The organism is Mycobacterium sp. SM1 (genome assembly GCF_018361265.1).
Classification (GTDB): Bacteria; Actinomycetota; Actinomycetes; order Mycobacteriales; family Mycobacteriaceae; genus Mycobacterium.
Genome location: NZ_JAFLNH010000001.1, coordinates 841729 through 859787, shown reverse-complemented (window position 1 = coordinate 859787; position 18059 = coordinate 841729). Strand labels below are relative to the sequence as shown.

The following is an 18059-nucleotide window of genomic DNA, read 5'->3' as shown; positions in this document are numbered from 1 at the left end:
AGAGTCGCATCCCAAAGGATGTTCTGGTTGAGATCTCAGAAGAGCCCGGTATTCGACCCTCGCGGCCGACCCGGGTTCTTTGCTATTTGATCGGACGTTTGGTCAGCGCTGTCAGGGGACTGGCGCGCATGGACATCCTCGACGCGTTGCCGTCGTGTCGTTTGCCAAGGTGATGGATGCCTGTCTCTAATCAGCATCAGTAATGCGTTCGGCGCCGGCGGCTTTCAGAAGCTCATCTCGCGCTTCGTGAAGTCTGTCGAGAGCGCTCCTCAGGTCGAGGGCGGCGTCGGCCAATTGAGAGCGAGCTGCAGGATCGCCATGTGACGCAAGGCTCGCGGTCGCCGATGTGAGCGCCCTAACGTGGCCCAAGACATCAACGGTGTAACGAGCGGTCCGCATCGGGGTGGCACCGCCGGGTCGCTGGAGATGGTCTCTCATGAGACCCAGCCAGTCTTCGATCGTGTATCGATCGAAGTTGTACATCGCGTTGAGCACCCAGCGTTGCCACGCCGGTGGGCGTCCCGATGACGTCCGGAGCGCGAGAGGAGGGGTAACCATGGTCGCAACTCTAAGCCTGAATCCGTGGATGGGTGATTTCGTGTTGCTGTTGATGCGGTTGTTCTGAAATGCGGCCGCGTGTGACGCGGTGGGCATGTGTGATCCGCTGGCCTGTACCAGCTTTTCCTTGTTGCGGGTTCCTCGGTTCGGGCCTCGGATGGCGGGGTGAACAGGGCCTGGTCGGTGGGGTCAGGCGGCGCGGGGTTGGGCGGTCGGGTAGCAGGAGCCGATGACGTTGTCCCACAGGGTTTCCATCTGGTTTGCCAGGGCCAGTGGGCGGGCAGGTGCAGCATCGGTTTGCGGGCCGGGGCGGCGAAGCGGGCGGGCACGTTGATCAGGTCGCGGCGCAGGGTGGCGCCGCGGGCCACGCCGTGGTGACCGCCGGCGAGAGTCCCCGCTGCGCGCAGCAGGTTATGGGTGATCACCGCGCAGCCCAGCCAGGCACAATTGGCTGCAAAAAGTCCTGACGGGATATGAGCCAGCGGGCCGTCGATCAGATCGGCGAAGGTGGTTTCGATGATGGCGTGGCGGCGGTGGGTGATATCGGCCTGGTCGACCGGCAGCGCGGAGTTGGTCACAAACGGGTGATAGCGCCACACCGGAAACAACGCATCCGGGTAGCGGGCGTCTTTGACCCGGCGCACCACCAACCGCACGGTCAGTGTTCGCCCGGGCTCAGGCGCAGGGTGTAGGGGGTTTCGGCGACCTGGGCATCGGAGATCAGCATCCCGGTATCGGGGTCTTCGACCGCGCCCGGGTAGTGCACCGGGGTGAAGGCGGCCTCGTCGATGCTCTGGATCGCCGCGGTGATGCGCTTGTTGCGGCTCACCGACAAGGAGAACTCCACGCCGTCGGCCACGCAGGCGCTGATCACCTTTTTCGTGCCGAACATCGAGTCGCCGCGCACCATGATCGGCGCGTGCGGGTTGATCGCTTTCGCGGTGGTGATGGCCTGCTTGACTTGGCGGGCGCCACCGCGTCCGGAGGCAGCCCGCCCGCTGCGCAGCTGCGCCTCGGCGATCACCGGCGGGGCACTGGCCGTGGAGATGGTGGTGATCTGCGGGGATAGGCCCAGGCGCAGCAGCGCGCGGCTGGCGATCTTGGCATGCCCGAACGAGGCGCCCTGCTTGGCCTTGCCGTAGACTGGGCGCAGCAGCGAGTCGATGTCCAAGAACATCCGCTCTTGTGCCCGGGCCAGCAGCGGGGTGCGCGCCGCCAGCGCAACCAGATGCGCCCGGGCCACCGCGGCGAGTTGTTTACTGTGCCCAAAAGTGAACTCACGCAAGAAGATCCCCAACGTCGACGGGGCATACACCTCGTCAAACACCCGGGGTGTGCCACCCACGCGTAGCACGCCCGCATCATCGATGCTGTCCGCCCCACAGGCCATCGCGGCCACGATTGCAGTCAGCTTGCCGGCCGGGTTGGCCGCTCCGGATTTCACCCGGGTCGACGGCAGCTGCACATGCTCGTCGATCAGTCGCGAAAGACCGGACTGCTCAGCCAGTTCCAGCACCGGCACCAACCCGGCGGCCGACACCAAATTCTGCTCGTCAAACACCGCCGACCCGATGGTGAACGTGTAGGATGAGTGCATCGAAAGTGCCTTCTTGGACCGTGGACAAATACGACCTAAGCACTCGTATTATCCCAGGCCAGAAGGCATTTTCGCTGTTCACACGCCGATCAAATCACCGGCCCATCCACGGATTCAGGCTAAGGCCCGAAACCGGCGACTTCGACGGCCGAACGAAAAAACTTTCCGGCGACCAACCCGACTTGCGCATAGTGGGCAATGGTGAGGTCGGCTGGCTTCACTTACGGACCGGCCGCCGACAATGCCGCGGCAAGATTAGATGCAAAAGCCGGACCGTCATTCACAAGCGCGTACCCGCCGGCCAGGCCACCTTGGTTGCAGAAGGCTCGCCGTCGTCGCATCCTCCGATGAGTCACGACACCGGTGTTCTGATCAACACGGGGGACCAGCCGAGAGGCCGTGCGTGGCACGACGGCAGTCGGGAAGCTGCTGGCGGGATCGCCGTAGATCGCCTGGCTACGTGACCAGCGTCGCACGATCCGCCGGGCAGCCAGGTATGTGCCCTGAGCGACCTCCACAACCGCAATAGCCTTTTTGAGGCCATAGACACCCCAGAATCGGCCAGGTCCACAGCCAGGTCGCTGCCACAATACTGTCGCTCTCGCGCCCTGCGGCCGGGGCGGCCTCGGGCGCTCGCGACCTCCCGTCAACCGAGGCACCGGCAGAACCGTGCAGTGACGACGTTTGTTGTCTTGCCGAGTCCGGGCCGTGTGTCGACGGCGTCGGTCCGGTGCCTGATGATTCGATGCTGGGCATCGGGGTGCCTGCTCCCCGGAGGCCCCGACGCCGCCCACAACGCACGCGGCAGCGCCGAAGCTCCCTGTCGGGAGTGCAGTCACCGTGTCCGGTTTATGTCCGTTCGCCGGACAGCCTGAAAACGTCAGCCCAGCTCAATGTGGCGCATAGGACGCACAGAATGAAATAAACCGCAGGTCAGTGGCTATCCGGTCCGCCTGAAAAGCGGAAGGTCGGCGGTTCGATCCCGCCCCTGGCCACCCTATCTGACCTGCATAGGTGTGTCGTAGGTCGTGGATCGTCAGCGGTTCCAGATCGGTTTCCTTAAGGGCTTTGTTCCAGTGGGTACGTCTCCGCCAGTTGTTGGATCTCAATAGCTTTCCGTTGGGTGAGGTGACGGCGGGCTCGTCGGGATTTCGGCCATTGATGCGCCGTTCGAGGATGTCGACCACGACCTGGGGGAGCGGGATGGTTCGGATGCCGGCCCGGGTTTTCGGCGGTCCGACGACGATGCGGCCCTCCACTTCTGGCGCCGCCCGCCGGACGTAGAGGCGGCGAGCATCAAGGTCGACGTCCTTGACGCGCAGGCCGACGAGTTCGGACCAGCGCAGGCCGGTATAGGCGAGGATGGTCACGACGTCGCCTTGGTCGCCGCACGCGACGGCAAGGGTCTGGACTTCCTGGGCGGTCAGGTAGCGGTGCCGTTCCCCCTCGGGAATGCGACCCGCTGAAACACCAACGGCGGGGTTGCGGTGGATTCGGCCGTCCTGATGGGCGACGTCGAGAATCGATCGCAGCAGACGCAGCGTGGATACCTTCGCCCACGGGCCAACCGTCAGGCCGTCAACGAACGCCTGGATGTTGGCGCGGGTGATCTCGTCGACGGGCACATGACCGAACCGGGGCGGCCGATTATCTGTGTCGTTAAGGGTTCAGCGTGCCGAGAACTCGTATTCAAGCAGGTAGGCGGACGCCACCTTGACCGTGTCACACAGTTCGACGGCGACGTCGTTCGTGTCGTAGGCCGTCCGAACCACGGTCAGGACGGGCACTCCGGCTGGAAGTTGTAACGTGCGGCGCTCTTCAGGGGTGGGCATCCGTGCACTGACTTCTTCGGTGAATCGGGCGAGTGTGTGGCCAGCCTCTTCGAGACGCGCGTAAATGCCACCAGGCCCGGTGTCGACTTGCTCGATTTTGGTGCCCTGCGCAAACGCGGCAGGAATGTAGGAGGTCGCGGTCTCGACTGGTCGGCCATCGGCGAGGTAGCGCCGTGACCGCACGATCACGTCGTCGTCGGAGGTCAAGCGAAGACGTTCGGCAACCGCCGAATCTGGCTTCTCCCGCGTTACGGTGATGTTGTCTACCTGTGGTGTGTAGCCAGACTGCTCCGCTTCCACAGTAAACGCCGCTTTCCCGCCGGCACGATGTTGCCGTGCAAACCGATCAGAGGCGAGCCGCCGGATCGGCGGTGCGGGGCGAACAAACACTCCACGACCATGCTCGGAGACCACCAGACCTTCCGAGCGCAAATCCTGCACGGCCTGGCGTACTGTCATCCGCGCGACCCCGCAGTGTTCACTCAACGCCGCTTCGGACGGGACGCGTTGTCCCGCGCCGAGTTGGCCAGACCTGATGGCCTCGCGCAGCATGCCGGCGATCTGCCGATACGGCGGCTTGTCATTCGACCGGTCGATCTGACCAAGTTGCAGCACCTGAGAGCCTTCCCATGCACGTCTAGACGACTAGTCCATGAGAAAGACACGCCGATGTCACGACCGGAGTCGGGCGCCGAGGAGGAGTCTCGCATGGCAGCTACACCGAAGCACTCGGTCAGCGTCGCCGGCATCGTGGTCCGCGACGATGGCCGCGTCCTGGTCATCAGGCGCGACGACAACGGCCACTGGGAAGCGCCGGGCGGCATCCTGGAACTTGACGAGTCGTTTGAGGCTGGCGTTCAGCGGGAGGTGCTGGAAGAGACAGGACTTGAGGTAACTGTCGAGCGCCTTACGGGTGTCTACAAGAACCTGACTCAAGGCATCGTCGCGTTGGCTTACCGCTGCCGGCCGGCTAGTGGTGAACCGCATGCGACAGAGGAAACTCGTGAAATCCGTTGGATGACAAAGGAAGAAGTACAGTCTGCGATGACGCCCACGTTCGGCGTGCGTGTCTTGGATGCGTTCGAGGACGCGCCCCAGTCTCGGGCGCATGATGGCGTCAATCTAGTTTCGAAGGCGTTACAGCTCTTATGAAGGCGTTACAGGTGAGGGTCTCGAAGGCCCCGCCTAACGGACATCTTCTGGACCGCGGTGACCGAAGGAAAATCCACGCCTGGACCAGGAATGCTCGTACCTTGCGCGGAGTCCGCATTCACACTACCGGGGTGCGTACGTCACGTGCTAGCTGCGGCAAGGTGCTCGTGGCGTTACCTGAGATGTGGTCGCACCAGTCGGCGACGTGCCATAGGTCACCACGTGGCCCGCGTGCACGATTCGGCATGTGCCAGCACGCTTTCGGCGCACGGGCGGTGATGCCCGCAGACCGACGCTGAAAGCGGCCTGCGCGCCTGGTGCCTGGGGAATTCGTCGCATTGTCGCCTGCTCCGCCAGCCTTTCCCCTCCGATAATTACGACGGCTAGAATCCGGGCATGCTCACCGTGAGCTCACTGAAGGTCGACCCCGCCGGGCTGCGCGTGGAGGCCGCCCAATCCGAGGGGAGAGCAGCCGCGCTGCGGTCACACCCCCGCTGAACCCGGCGGTGTCGCCCTGGCAGTCCGCCGCCGGGCGGTCCAACCGGTACCGTGCCGCCACCGCCAAAGCCCTGACAGCGGGAAGTACCCGCCAGCGCTCCACCGCCGACGGGCTCACCAACACGGCGGAGAGCTTCGAAAACAACGAAGCCGTCTCGGCGGCCAAGCTGCGCGCGGTGGGCGAGTCCGAGCGGCGCTGATGCTCGCGGAGCCACCCGAGCTGCCGTCGCTGCCGGAGGTCGAGTCTGCCAGCTTCCAGCACTACTTGGACTCCACAGACTATTTCCGCCGTGCCGCCGACTGGCTTGAGCACACCTTCACCGCAGCCCGCGACGCCGCGCAGCACCCCGGCGGCACCGAGTGGCAGGGCCAGGCGCAGCACGCCGACCTGGAAACCCGCCAGCGCGACTTGCAGTGGGTGAGCGTCGGAGCGATCAACCCCTTGCGTGCGGGTGAGAAGGTGTGCGTGGCCGCCTTCGACCACATGACCGCCAGCCGCAAGACGGTGCTGGACGCGGTGCAGCAGGTGCGCGAGGCGGGGTTTTCGGTCGGGCCGGACTACACCGTCGCCTACACCGGCACGGTCGCGAGCGAAGCCGAGTACGAGAAACGCCTGGAGGAAGCTAAACAGCACCGCAACTACATCCGGCACCGGGTCGCGGCAATGGTCGCCCATGACCGCGACAACGCCCAGAAGATGGACGAGGCGCTCTCTGCGCTGGAGACCTTCACCTTCGACGAGCCGAAAGCCGGGCCGGACGACAAAGTTGTTGGCGAAGACGACCGCAAGAACGTGCACCCCGTCGACAGAACCTGGAAGAGAGACCCGGCGCCCGGACCCGACGATCCAGGCCGGCATCCGAAGTATCCGGACCGCAAACCCAACGGGGAGTGGGCTCCGGGCAATAGCGGTGTAGACGGGGACCTAGAGGCCCAGCGGGCGTTCGACGACCTTGAACAACAAACGGGTATCCCGGTGGACCGGCAGAAGATTCGAGTGACCCTGACCGACCCGAACACCGGCGAAACACTCACGCGCTATTACGATGGCCTTCAACCAATTCCCGGGCAGCCCGGCAAATACTTAGGGCTGGAACACAAACTGGGAGCTGCGCGTCTTACTCCTAATCAGTCCCGGTTCGACGACCTGGTGAAGGCCGGTATCCCAGCGCAGGGCACGTTGAACGGTGACCCTATTGAGGTCCTCAAGACACGAGTAATGAGCACGCCGAATCCTTTGCCGCCGCCCGCAGCGGGGCCGCCGGGGGCTGCGCCGGCAGGTCCAGGGTCGACCCCGATGATCAGCGCACCGCGGAACCTGCCGCCGGCGTTGGAGCATCCTCCGATTGCGCCTCAGCTGGTGCAGCCTGGCCATCACCCGTCATCACCGATACCGCCGACTGTGCTTGACCATCCGCCGCTGCCGCCGTGGCTGCAGAACCCGTCACCGCCGGGTTTTGATGTTCACCCCAGCGAGCCTCCGCTATTCGCCCCGCTCGACCAGCCAGACTTGCCCGCTGCGGCCGGTCCGACGTATACGCCACCACCCAGCGGGCCAATCATCAGTTTGCCGCCGATCTCACATGAGTTCCCTATCCCTTCCGGGGGACGCCTTGCGGGCGTGAAAATGGGGTCGGGTCGCCTGCCGACGCCGATGTTTCCTTGGGCGTGTGAGCCCGCATGTGAGTTTGGTGCCGGGGCCCGACCTGGAAGGGTCACGCACTGTTGCTTCGAGCACGCCGGTCAGAATTTCGGTTCCCTTGACCGAGGCCCCAGGCGACCCACCCGATATGGATGGATTCGATGGGAGGGTAACAGAAGTGGCGGCACGACGCAGGAGCAAGCAGAAGCAGGTAGTGACAGCCACGCCGCAGGAGATTCCCGACGGCGACCATGAGGTGGTGATCGAGCGGGCCGCGGCGGTCGACGTGGCCAAGGTGACCGGCACAGTGTGTGTGCGGCTGCCCGGCAAGTCCGGGAGGCGGTTTTCTCGGGTGTGGGAGGTGTCTGCACGCACCGGCGCGATCGGAGAATTGGCCCAGCAGCTGAGGCAGCAGGGTATCGAGAAGGTGACTGTCGAATCGACTTCGGACTATTGGCGGATCTGGTATTACCTGCTCGAAGACCAGGGTTTGGATGTGCAGCTGGTCAACGCCCGCGATGTCAAGAACGTGCCCGGCCGGCCTAAAACCGACAAACTCGACGCTGTCTGGCTGGCTAAGCTGACCGAGAAAGGCCTGCTGCGGCCAAGTTTCGTGCCGCCGGCGCCGATCCGGCGGCTGCGGGACTACACCCGGCTACGCGAAGACCTGACCCGGGAACGCTCGCGCTACTGGCAGCGGCTGGAAAAGCTGCTCGAGGACGCCGCGATCAAGGTGTCGGCGGTGGCCTCCACGCTGGACACCCTGTCCACTCGGGACATGATCGAGGCGCTCATCGCCGGGCAGCGCGACCCGCGCCGGCTGGCCGACCTGGCGCGGGGGCGGATGAAAACCAAGCGATCGGAGCTGATCGCCGCGCTCGACGGCCGTTTTGATGACCATCACGCCGAACTGGCGCGGATGCTGCTGGGCCAAATCGATGCACTGTGCGCCCAGATCGACACCCTGACCGCGCGCATCGAGGAGCTGATCGCCGAACTGCCCGACGATGCTGTGGCCATCGATTCCTCCGGCAGCGGCGATGGGCCCGGCACCAGCGCGGGTGCGGGCACCGACGCCGATCCTGACGCCGGCGGCAGCGATTCGGCCCCGCTCGATCCCGCCCCGGCGGCCGATGACCTGCCAGGTGTCATCGGCCGCCTTGATGAGATCCCGGGCATCGGCCAACGCGCCGCGCAGGCGATCATCGCCGAGATCGGACTGGATATGAGCAGATTTCCCACACCTGAGCATCTGGTGTCGTGGGCGCGGCTGTGCCCACGCACCATCCAGTCCGGGCCAATCACCCGCGGCGGCAAGACCGGCAAAGGCAACCCCTACCTCAAAGGCGCGCTCGGTGAGGCCGCGGTCGCGGCCGCCAAAACCGACACCTTCTTGGGCGAACGCTACCGGCGCATCGTTAAACGCCGCGGCAAACTCAAAGCCCTGGTCGCGGTCGCCCGCTCCATCCTGGTCGTCATCTGGCATCTGCTTTCCAACCCGGCCGCCCGCTTCTGCGACCTCGGCTCCGACTACCACACCAACCGCGTCGCCGTCGAACGCCGGGTACGCAACCACATCGCACAACTGACCGCGATGGGCTACCGAGTCACCCTGCAGGCCGCCGCCTAACCTAAACCGAGACCCTCAATCACATACCGCAGCAGCCGATCTCGCCTCTTAACAGCGGCGTGTCGCCCAATACCGCACTCACCAACTTGTGGTCACCTTGAGTGTTTTCCGGTCAGGACGCCGCGAAGGCGGGCGGAGCGGTTGGGGTAACCGGGGTCGCGAGTCTGCTGCCTTGGCTTACCTTGGTCTTCCAACAGAATTGATACCAACCGACCCACCCGCCGACAGCCACCGCCCGGCGGTGGAATCAGTTGTTGACGCGATCGGCCGTTACGTCACCGACCTGACACTGATCAGCCCAGACCACCCGCCCGGGTGGCTGGCCGCACTACCTATTCCTGCCGGCTGGCAGATCGGCCGCGCCGAAAACAGCCCCGTTCAACCCACCCGCACCGCGGTTTACCGCCACGATCCCCTCGCAGGCTGGGACGCGTGCGAGACGATCAGCGTCTTCGAATTCACCGGTGAACCGCCGGAGGAAGTCCTGCGGCACAACGCTGATTGCACGTTGCGCGCCCTTGGCGCTGATGACATCGTCGTCTCCACGCCGATAGCCTCGCTGATCCCTGGAGTCACGGCGGTGCGGTGCAGCGGACACATCACCCTCGGCGACCAACAACGTATCTGGGCCCAATACAGCACCTACATGACTGGCGGTGGCATGAAGGGGCTGCTTGTTGAGCACGGCATCTTCGTCAAGATCGATCACCAAGCAACTTTGACTGAGGACATCGCCCAGCTCAGCAACACTGTTCAGGGGGCGTTCTTGAACAGCACCGACAGACGATGAGCGCGTTAATGCTTCTTGCCCGCGTATACCATTCGCGGTGTGCCGTCACGCAGGTCAAAGATCGCGCCGTCAGTCGTGTAGCCTTCGATGGGCCGCAGGCTGTAGTCGTCGGGGATGTCGCCGGTTTTGTAGTAGGTCCAAAATAGCTCGGTGGCCTCGTCGGCGTCGAATACCTCGTGGCAGGGGATGGTGTAGGTGCCGACCGGTAGTTTGACCGCCACTGCAGCGGGCTCCTTGTCGCCCTGGTGGGGGTGACCCACGGCGTAGCGCACCCACTCCACGGCCCACTGCTGGCCGCCCGGTTTGCGGATCTCAACCATGATCGTCTTTGGATCGCTGCCGGCGGCCTGCAAATATTCCGTCGAGTCAATGCCGGCTTCCACCATGTCGGCGTAATCCATGCCGGGTGGCAGGGGTGCTAGCCCAAGAGCCCATGGTTTGACGCCGTTAAACCTATGCAGTGGATTTGCGAACTCGTAGCGATCGGCGTTTGATAACTGAGAGACAAGTACGCCGCCGTCGTACTTGAGCAGGTGGGTGTCCCGCCTACTCGACAGAGTCTGGTCGATTGGCCCAGGCATATACGCGCTCACCTCTCCCCACCGCGGCACGCCATGAGAGACAGCTTATCGGGTTGGACCATCCCGGGTTTCGTGTACACCTTCTTTTTTGGGTCAAACCCGGAGGCGTGGTGTAAGAGTTCTCTCGATCGCGTGACCCTTCGGCTGGCAGTTTAGTTTTAGCCTCAATTCGTGGATGGGCCGGTGATTTCATCGGCGTGTGAACAGCGAAAATGCCTTCTGAACTGGGACAATGGGATTGCTAAAGTCCTGTCCCCGGAAGGCATTTTCGGCGCACTCATCGCATACGTTCAGCGTCGAGTCTGCGGTGTTTGACGAGCAGAATCTGGTGTCGTCGGCCGGGTTGGTTCCGGTGTTGGAACTGGCTGAGCAGGCTGGTCTTTCGCGGTTGATCGATCAGCATGTGGATCTGCCATCGACCCGGGGGGCCTCCGGGGCGGTCAACCCGGCCGGCAAACTGACCACGATTATCGCCGCCATGATGTGCGGGGCGGACAGCATCGATGATGCGGGCGTGCTGCGCGCCGGCGGCACACCCCGGGTGTTTCACGAGGTGTATGCGCCCTCCACGTTGGGGATCTTTCTGCGCGAGTTCACCTTCGGGCACGCCAACCAGCTCGCCGCGGTAGCCCGCGAGCATTTGATCGCGCTCGCGGCCCGCACACCGCTTTTGCCCGGCAGCCACGAGCGGATGTTTGTCGACATCGACTCGCTGCCGCGCCCGGTCTACGGCCACCACAAACAAGGCGCCTCGTTCGGCCACGCCAAGATCGCCGGGCACGCGCTGCTGCGCAGAGGACTCTCGCCCCTGGTGACAACGTTGTGCACATCGACCGCGGCGGCGGTGATCGCCCAGGCGTGGCTGCGCGGCGGCAAGACCGGCTCCAGCCGTGGCGCGGCCCGCCAGCTCAAACAAGCGATCGCCACCGCTCGTGTGATCGACCCGCACGCAAAGATCATGGCCCGCGGCGATGCGGCGTTTGGCACCAAGAAGGTGATTGGGGCCTGCCTTGATGAGCAAGTCGAATTCTCGCTGACCCTCAGCCGCAACCGCCGAGTCAGCGCCGCGACCGAAACCATCGACGAGGCCGCGTTCACCCCGGTGCACTACCCAGGCGCCGTCGTTGACCCCGACACCGGCGCGCTGATCTCCGATGCCCAGGTCGCCGAAACGCCGTACACCTTGACCGTGCGGGGCCATGGCCGGGTGACCGCGCGGCTGGTGGTGCGCCGCGTCAAAGACGCCCGCTACCCCGACGCGCTGTTCCCGGTGTGGCGCTATCACCCGTTTCTGACCAACTCCACCCTGCCCACCGACCAGGCCGACCTCACCCACCGCAAACACGCCATCATCGAGACCACCTTCGCCGACCTGATCGACGGGCCGCTAGCTCATCCCCTCGGGCCTGTTCGCCGCCAACTGCGCCTGGCTGGCCTGCGCGGTCATCGCGCACAACCTGCTGCGCGCCGCCGGGACCATCGCCGGCGGTCAGCACGCCGTCGCGCGCGAAGCGACCCTGCGCCGCGACCTGGTCACCGCGCCGGCCCGCTTCGCCGCGCCCGCCCGCAAACCGATGCTGCACCTACCTGCGCACTGGCCACGCAAGTTTGAATGGACAACGCTGTGGGACAACGTCACCGGCTACCCCACCGCCCAACCCCGCGCCGCCTGACCCGTCCAGCCAGCCCCTATCCGCTCCCCCTTACCAGGCCCGACCCAAGAAACCCCAAGGAAAGCTGGTCCAGGCCAGCAGATCACACCTGCCCACACCATTCCAACCACCTCAACCATGCCGAAAACCAGGCCCCCGACGACACCAAATCACTGGTCCACGGATTGAGGCTGATATGTAGGGACCGTTTGTCAAGCGGACACGCTGATTCGGCCCTGATTTCGTTGCAGGGCAGGAATTTCCTGTTTCCCCCGTAGCTGCTGTCGTGGACGTCGGCCGTAGCCGAGGTCAAGGCTGGGGCCGTCAAGGCCCCACCCCGGAGGGGCTTGGCCTTGACGCCGGCGTAGGACGACGTCATTGTGTTGCGGCTATGGGGGAATAAGGAATTGGGGAGGGCCGTGGGGGGATCGAGGGTCGAGGTCAGCGTGTCGTTTCGCGACGCGTGGTCGAGGCTGATATGCGCGGGTTGATTACCGCAGGACCGGTGTTCGGCTGGGAGCGTAGCGCGGGTCTAAGGACGAGCGTGGCCAAGGGCACGGGGCCACCGGTTGCTCATAGCCTCGGGACGCGTTGCTCCTCGCGTTGTGACCTGGATGATTCGATCCCTCCACGGTCGGCTCGGGGGCTGGTGGGTTTCAGTCGGGCAACACCGCCAGCGACCAGCACCAGCCGGCAAGTTCACGGGCGACAGCGACGTTGGCGACCACCGCTCGTTTCCTGCGTAGGCTCAAGTCAACCCAGCGGGCATGCAAGCGCTGGTTGCCGGCGTGAGCACGGGCGCGGGCCGCAGCCGAAGCCTGATCCCAGCGACGCCTGAGTGCCACTCCAGGCCGGTAGGCGCTGCGGTGGTGCCAGGCAGATTCAACCAGCAGCCGCCGCACGTGGGTGTTACCGGTCTTGGTGATCGCGCCCTGCGCCCGGCTGGTCCCGGACGAATACTCGCTCGGAACCAGGCCGAGATAGGCGCCGATGCTCGCGCCGGTGAAGCGGTCCCAGTCGCCGATCTCAACCGCCAGCGCGAACCCAGTCAACGTCGAGATGCCGCGCAGACATGCCAGCCGTCGCGTCATCGGGCCGAACTCGCTGTCAGCGGCCAGCGCGGTGATCTTCTCATCGAGTCGGGCACGCCGCGCCGTAGCCAGCACCACCGCCTCGTAGGCATCCTCGAACGCCGAGTGTGTGGGGGCGGCGTCGAATCGCTGGTGGTGCAGCCACCGGTCGCGCCGTTCGGTCCACGCCTTGCCGTCGTAGTAGACGACCCCGTGACGCAGCAACAATTTCGACAACCGATGTCGGACCCGCATCAAATCCGCTCGGGCGGCTTCCCGGGCGCGGACCAGATCCCGGGCAGCCTCCTCGGCTGAACTCGGAATCCGCACCGGCACAACCTCGTCCAACCGCAACAACCGCGCCAAATTAAGCGCGTCGCGCGCATGGTTTTCACCCGATCACCAGCAGGGCGAAACAGCTTGGATGACGCCGCGACCTCGCATCGCAACCCCGCCGCCGACAACGCCCGCGCCAACCCGAAACCCGTCGGACCGGCTTCATAGACCACCGCGCACGGACCCGGCAGCTTGGCCACCCACTCGATGACCTCCGCATGCGACGACGTCAACCGCGCCCGAAACACCTCGCCGCTTCGCCCATCGATCGCCGCCGCGACAACCGAACGCGTGCACATCCAAACCAACACTCGTATGCTCACAGAACACCGGGGCCTCCTTCACACCTGTCGGAAAGGCCGAGCACGGAACCGCGCTCGGTAACCCACGAGATTGCGTGAGCGAGGCCCCGGCCAGCAACTACTCCACTCCGCGAGCAGTCACCACATACGGTCTAAGGATGCGGTGGAGGGTCACCGCATCGCCCGCGGCGGGCAGGCTTAGGGTGCTCAGGTATCGGGAGAAATCTGCGACCGACCACGGGTCGAAGGGCACGGTCTTGGGTGGCCCGCCAGCCGGATCGGCTGGAGGTTCGGGCTTTCCGAGCGCCGCCGCCATCGCGGGGTTGTGGATCAGCCCAAAGAAACTGGTGGGCTCACATCGCCACGTTCACACGCCACGCAGGGGTCCCGGGCTTCAGCTCGGCCACCGTGGGCCGTGGCGGCGACGTATTTTCCGCGCCGTCCGCCGTCACTCCTGTCATGGTCCATCCACGCTATCTGCGACAAGGGCAGCCGTGGTGCCTCGAGATGCTGAGGCGGTGTTCGCTTGGCGCGAACTAGGCGCACCTAATCTGGACGAGCCCAGTGCCCGCATTCGTCGAAGCTTGACCTCCGGACCAAGCTGTGTGCAGAAGCGTATCTTTTTGATACGATTGCGCACATGACGATCTGGGATCGGCTCGTCGCAGTTGCGGCCGAACAGCATGGCTACGTCACGACCCGCGATGCGCGAGACATAGGCGTGGACCCGACGCAGCTCCGGCTCCTTGCCGCGCGCGGACGCCTTGAGCGTGCCGGCCGCGGTGTGTACCGAGTACCAGTCCTGCCCCGCGGTGAGCACGACGATCTCGCTGCCGCTGTCTCGTGGACATTGGGCCGTGGTGTGATCTCGCATGGGTCGGCCTTGGCCCTTCATGCCCTCGCGGACGTCAACCCGTCGCGCATCCATCTCACCGTCCCGCGCGACAACCATCCACGCGCAGCCGGGGGCGGACTGTATCGGCTGCACCGCCGCGAGCTCAAGGCAACCGAAGTCACAACGGTCGACGGCATACCCGTCACGACGGTTGCGCGCACCATCAAAGACTGCCTGAAGACGGGCACCGATCCTTATCAGCTTCGGGCCGCGATCGAGCGGGCCGAAGCCGAGGGCGCGCTCCGCCGTGGGCCAGCAGCCGAGTTACGCGCCGCACTCGATAAGCCCACCAGCGCATTTCGCGTTCGGACGAAGCGAGCATCGGCGTGACCAAGCCCTATTCGTCGCCGCCAACAAATCTGCGCTCACTACGAGATCGGCTCACCCAAGTAGCAGAACGGCAGGGCGTCGTGTTCGGTCGCCTCCAGCGGCACGTCGCGATGATCGTCGTAGCACAGTTCGCAGCCATGCTCACCGACGACAACGGTGCTCCGCTGCTGCTCGTGAAAGGCGGATCGTCGCTGGAATTGCGGAGGGGAATACCGAATTCACGGACCTCCAAAGACTTTGACACGGTCGCGCGCCGCAACATCGAATCGATCCATGAACAGCTTGCTGAGGCAGGTGAGACGGGGTGGGAAGGATTCGCTGCGACCTTCACTGCCCCCGAAGAGATCGATGTACCTGGCATGCCCATCAAGCCGCGCCGATTCACCGCCAAGCTGAGCTACCGAGGCCGGGCTTTCGCAACTGTTCCGATCGAGGTCTCCGCCGTCGAAGCCGGCAATGCCGACCAGTTCGACACCCTTACCTCCGATGCGCTCGGCCTCGTTGGCGTGCCCGCAGCAGTCGCGGTGCCGTGTATGACACTTCCGTGGCAAATCGCGCAGAAGTTGCACGCGGTAACTGCGGTGCTCGAAGAACCGAAGGTCAACGACCGCGCTCACGACCTGGTGGACTTGCAGCTTCTCGAAGCACTGCTGCCCGATGCCGACCTCGTGCCGACGCGCAGCGCGTGCATCGCGATATTCGAAGCGCGCGCCCAGCATACGTGGCCACCGAGAGTCGCCACGTTGCCGCCACTGGCCGCCGATCTACGCAGGCGCGCTGGAGGGACTGGACCACCTCGAACTTTCCCCGACGGTCGAGCAAGCCGCCGCGGCCGTGCAGAGGTTCATCGAGCGGATTGATAGGGCGACGGAATTGTGACAGTTCAGCAGAAGTCGCCTGACCGTCGACCATGTCTGAAACCGAACTGACCAGACCTCGACTGTATCGATCTTGCGCCTATTCGGCGACTACAACAATCCTTTCAGCTCGAAAACATCCTGCTCGCACTGCTATTTTCTCGTCCTGGCAGTGCGGTGACGATCGCCGCGGGCCGCGCTCAACTGTCGGATGTCATCTTTACGATCACGTCATGTCCCGACTTGGTGGATTCCCGCAGAATCGGCCGTTCGATCTCGATGCCTTGTACCACTGCACGACACGCTCTGGGTCCGGACTAGTGCGGATGTCGCTGCCGCCGGGGCCTGAACGTGACGCAGTCATCAACGAGATGATTGAGGCGCTCCAGACTCGGGCGGGCGGGCTGCCCGCGCTGATCGAGGAGCTCCGCAACCTGGTGGCCGGTCGGGATCTCACTCAGCTCATCAACTCAGTAGTGGTGCCCGCCATGACCGCCCCGTTCAGCTGTGCGGAGAGCCTCGCCGATGGGGATGCCACATCGACGTGGGCGGCCAAGGTCGAGTACCTGGTGGGTGTCGCACTGTCCGTGGATCCTGCCGGCGACGCGGCCACCCCGCACGAGGTAACGCAACGCGTGAGCCAACTGATCAGCGACATCTTCGATGCCGACCAAGCACGCATGATCACCGCGTCCTACGCGAACGCCGACGCCAAGGACGGGGACCGCGAGCTGCTGCTGCAGCTGAGGTTGGAGGACCAGGCAGACCGGATGCCCGGCTACGCGGTACATCTCGAACAGGTCGACGCCGAGGTGTTCGGACGACACCGCGACTACTACATAACCGGACTCGGCTTCGATCCCGCGGACGTGATTCGAGCCACTCGGCGGCACAACCGTTCAGTGAACCAGACGTTCAGGTCGGCGCTCGACGCAGTGACCGCCGCACTGAACAGCGGCGCGCGCAACCCCGCGGTCGGGGAAGCGATGCGGAAGGCGTTCGACGGGATAACGCTGTGGGACCCCAAGGAAGTAGCGGCCAGCAGCGGCATTGCCGTTGAGCAGATCACCGCGATGCTCGACTTCTTCTCAACGGAGTACGGCTGCCAACCGGAGTTCCGCGAGCTCGGAGACCAGAACCGGGCGCGCACCCATCCCTGCATCAAGCTCGACGACGGGACGTATTTCGTTCCGGACCCGTGGTCGTTGTCGGCTGTCATCCACCAGCGCCTCACGGTGGAACCCAAGCGCAACGGCTTCGACCCGCAGAAGTACTACAAGCACCGCCAGGACGCGCATCAACGCTTGGTCGCCGGCGCATTGAAGAAGGTGTTCGGGACCGCGAACGTCTACTCGACGCAGCATTACGCGCTCGCTTCCGGAGACCGGGGAGAGATCGACTCCCTTGTCTCCGCGGAGTGGCCGCTGGTCGTCGAGGCCAAGGCAATCGCACTGACCGAATCTGGTCGACGCGGGGCGCCGCGCAGGGTCGACACGAAGGTCAAGGAGATCCTCGGCAAGGCGGTCGACCAGACCGATCGCGCCCTTACCTACATTCTCGATGAAGGTGGGCGGTCGTTTGCGCCCACTTCGAGCGGGCCGCCGGTCGAGCTTCTTCCTCGCGACGTCCCTGGTGGCACCGCAATTGTCGTGACGTTCGAGCGGATAGACCCACTGGCTTCGGCCGACCTGGCGGTGGTCGGCAATGTCAACCGTCCGACCTGGGTCGTGTCGCTCACCGACCTGCTGATGGTCGCTGACATCCTCGCGGACCCTGTGGCGTTTCACTACTACGCGCGGACACGGGCAGCCATGCACTCGATGAGGGCCTTGGTGGTCGCCGAGGCCGATGCCCTCGGCGCCTACCTCCGCGATCGCCTCAGCATCGTGCACAGCACGACGGCTAGGAAAGACACACGCATCCTCATCGGATATTCCTGCGAAGCGCTCAACGGCTTCTACACCCGGGAAGAAGCCGGGTTGGATGCGCACAAGCCCACGACGGGTGTGCCAGAGGAGGTTATCAGAGCATTGGCGAACGCCCTTACGCAGCCGGGGTGGGTGAAATGCGTCGATGCGGTGATGTCGGCGCACTCCTCAGTCTGGCCCAAGTGGCGGCGGTTCCGCCGCAAACACCGGCGCGGTGGGACATTCGCCCTTAACGGTCAGGTATCTCTCATCTCCACCACAAGCACGGACTCATCTCTTGAGCAGGCCAACGACTCGATTAGCCTCAACATCCCCCCTCCTTGCTGAGGTCTACTGCGCCACAGTTTGACTCAGACATTGGGGTAGCGCTGTCAGGGGACACGCAAGCATCGCCATCCTAGACGCGTTG

Annotated in this window: 9 protein-coding genes, 1 tRNA gene and 7 pseudogenes; 10 read left to right on the top strand and 7 right to left on the bottom strand. The window is 64.6% G+C overall.

Annotated features, from left to right (window positions below):
- Window positions 1–747: 747 nt before the first annotated feature.
- Both MSM1_RS03910 and MSM1_RS21510 read right to left on the bottom strand, forming a co-directional pair.
- Window positions 748–2155: pseudogene (locus tag MSM1_RS03910) on the bottom strand (IS1380 family transposase).
- Window positions 2156–2376: 221 nt separating this feature from the next.
- Window positions 2377–2745, bottom strand: a pseudogene (locus tag MSM1_RS21510) (hypothetical protein); the annotation flags it as partial.
- Window positions 2746–3085: 340 nt separating this feature from the next.
- On the opposite strand from MSM1_RS21510, the gene MSM1_RS03905 reads away from it, so the two are divergent.
- Window positions 3086–3150, top strand: a tRNA-Phe gene (locus MSM1_RS03905).
- Here the strand turns inward: MSM1_RS03905 and MSM1_RS03900 are convergent.
- A pseudogene (locus MSM1_RS03900) lies at window positions 3139–3795 on the bottom strand (tyrosine-type recombinase/integrase); the annotation flags it as partial. The gene MSM1_RS03905 and the pseudogene MSM1_RS03900 sit on opposite strands and share 12 nt — an antisense overlap.
- A gap of 27 nt (window positions 3796–3822) precedes the next feature.
- The gene (locus MSM1_RS03895) at window positions 3823–4602 is read right to left on the bottom strand and encodes a GntR family transcriptional regulator (RefSeq protein ID WP_213440251.1); all 780 of its coding nucleotides are present in this window, start codon (window positions 4600–4602) and stop codon (window positions 3823–3825) included.
- Window positions 4603–4695: 93 nt separating this feature from the next.
- On the opposite strand from MSM1_RS03895, the gene MSM1_RS03890 reads away from it, so the two are divergent.
- The 5 genes from MSM1_RS03890 to MSM1_RS03870 all read left to right on the top strand — a co-directional run bounded on the left by MSM1_RS03890 (window position 4696) and on the right by MSM1_RS03870 (window position 9699).
- Window positions 4696–5139: an NUDIX hydrolase gene (locus tag MSM1_RS03890; RefSeq protein ID WP_213440250.1), complete on the top strand. Its 444-nt coding sequence runs from the start codon at window positions 4696–4698 to the stop codon at window positions 5137–5139.
- Between the two features lie 506 nt (window positions 5140–5645).
- Window positions 5646–5837, top strand: a complete 192-nt coding sequence (locus tag MSM1_RS03885) for a hypothetical protein (protein WP_213440249.1) — start codon at window positions 5646–5648, stop codon at window positions 5835–5837.
- A complete protein-coding gene (locus tag MSM1_RS03880; RefSeq protein WP_213440248.1) occupies window positions 5837–7534 on the top strand; it encodes a hypothetical protein in 1698 nt (565 codons plus the stop codon). Before MSM1_RS03885 ends, MSM1_RS03880 begins: the two co-directional genes overlap by 1 nt.
- Entirely contained in the window at window positions 7494–8909 is a 1416-nt protein-coding gene (locus MSM1_RS03875) for an IS110 family transposase (protein WP_213440246.1), read from the top strand. The genes MSM1_RS03880 and MSM1_RS03875 overlap by 41 nt, the downstream gene beginning before the upstream one ends.
- 88 nt (window positions 8910–8997) lie before the next feature.
- A complete protein-coding gene (locus tag MSM1_RS03870) occupies window positions 8998–9699 on the top strand; it encodes a hypothetical protein (protein ID WP_213440244.1) in 702 nt (233 codons plus the stop codon).
- Between the two features lie 5 nt (window positions 9700–9704).
- Here the strand turns inward: MSM1_RS03870 and MSM1_RS03865 are convergent, their stop codons facing one another.
- A complete protein-coding gene (locus MSM1_RS03865) occupies window positions 9705–10280 on the bottom strand; it encodes a hypothetical protein (protein WP_213440243.1) in 576 nt (191 codons plus the stop codon).
- Between the two features lie 232 nt (window positions 10281–10512).
- On the opposite strand from MSM1_RS03865, the pseudogene MSM1_RS03860 reads away from it, so the two are divergent.
- Window positions 10513–11953 (top strand): annotated as a pseudogene (locus MSM1_RS03860) (IS1380 family transposase).
- Between the two features lie 635 nt (window positions 11954–12588).
- On the opposite strand, the pseudogene MSM1_RS03855 reads toward MSM1_RS03860, so the two are convergent.
- Window positions 12589–13668, bottom strand: a pseudogene (locus tag MSM1_RS03855) (IS110 family transposase).
- 126 nt (window positions 13669–13794) lie between these two features.
- Window positions 13795–13956 (bottom strand): annotated as a pseudogene (locus MSM1_RS03850) (serine protease); the annotation flags it as partial.
- A gap of 285 nt (window positions 13957–14241) precedes the next feature.
- Here MSM1_RS03850 and MSM1_RS03845 point away from each other — a divergent pair.
- The 3 genes and pseudogenes from MSM1_RS03845 (at window position 14242) to MSM1_RS03835 (ending at window position 17977) form a co-directional block, all read left to right on the top strand.
- Window positions 14242–14865, top strand: a complete 624-nt coding sequence (locus MSM1_RS03845) for a type IV toxin-antitoxin system AbiEi family antitoxin domain-containing protein (protein WP_213441375.1) — start codon at window positions 14242–14244, stop codon at window positions 14863–14865.
- A pseudogene (locus MSM1_RS03840) lies at window positions 14862–15744 on the top strand (nucleotidyl transferase AbiEii/AbiGii toxin family protein). The gene MSM1_RS03845 and the pseudogene MSM1_RS03840 overlap by 4 nt, the downstream one beginning before the upstream one ends.
- Window positions 15745–16093: 349 nt before the next feature.
- A complete protein-coding gene (locus tag MSM1_RS03835) occupies window positions 16094–17977 on the top strand; it encodes a hypothetical protein (RefSeq protein ID WP_236054736.1) in 1884 nt (627 codons plus the stop codon).
- The last annotated feature ends 82 nt before the right edge of the window (window positions 17978–18059 follow it).

Coding starts and splice junctions, on each gene's coding strand:
- MSM1_RS03890 (WP_213440250.1), top strand. CDS start 4,696: ATGGCAGCTACACCGAAGCACTCGGTCAGCGTCGCCGGCATCGTGGTC.
- MSM1_RS03880 (WP_213440248.1), top strand. CDS start 5,837: ATGCTCGCGGAGCCACCCGAGCTGCCGTCGCTGCCGGAGGTCGAGTCT.
- MSM1_RS03865 (WP_213440243.1), bottom strand. CDS start 10,280: ATGCCTGGGCCAATCGACCAGACTCTGTCGAGTAGGCGGGACACCCAC.
- MSM1_RS03835 (WP_236054736.1), top strand. CDS start 16,094: ATGATTGAGGCGCTCCAGACTCGGGCGGGCGGGCTGCCCGCGCTGATC.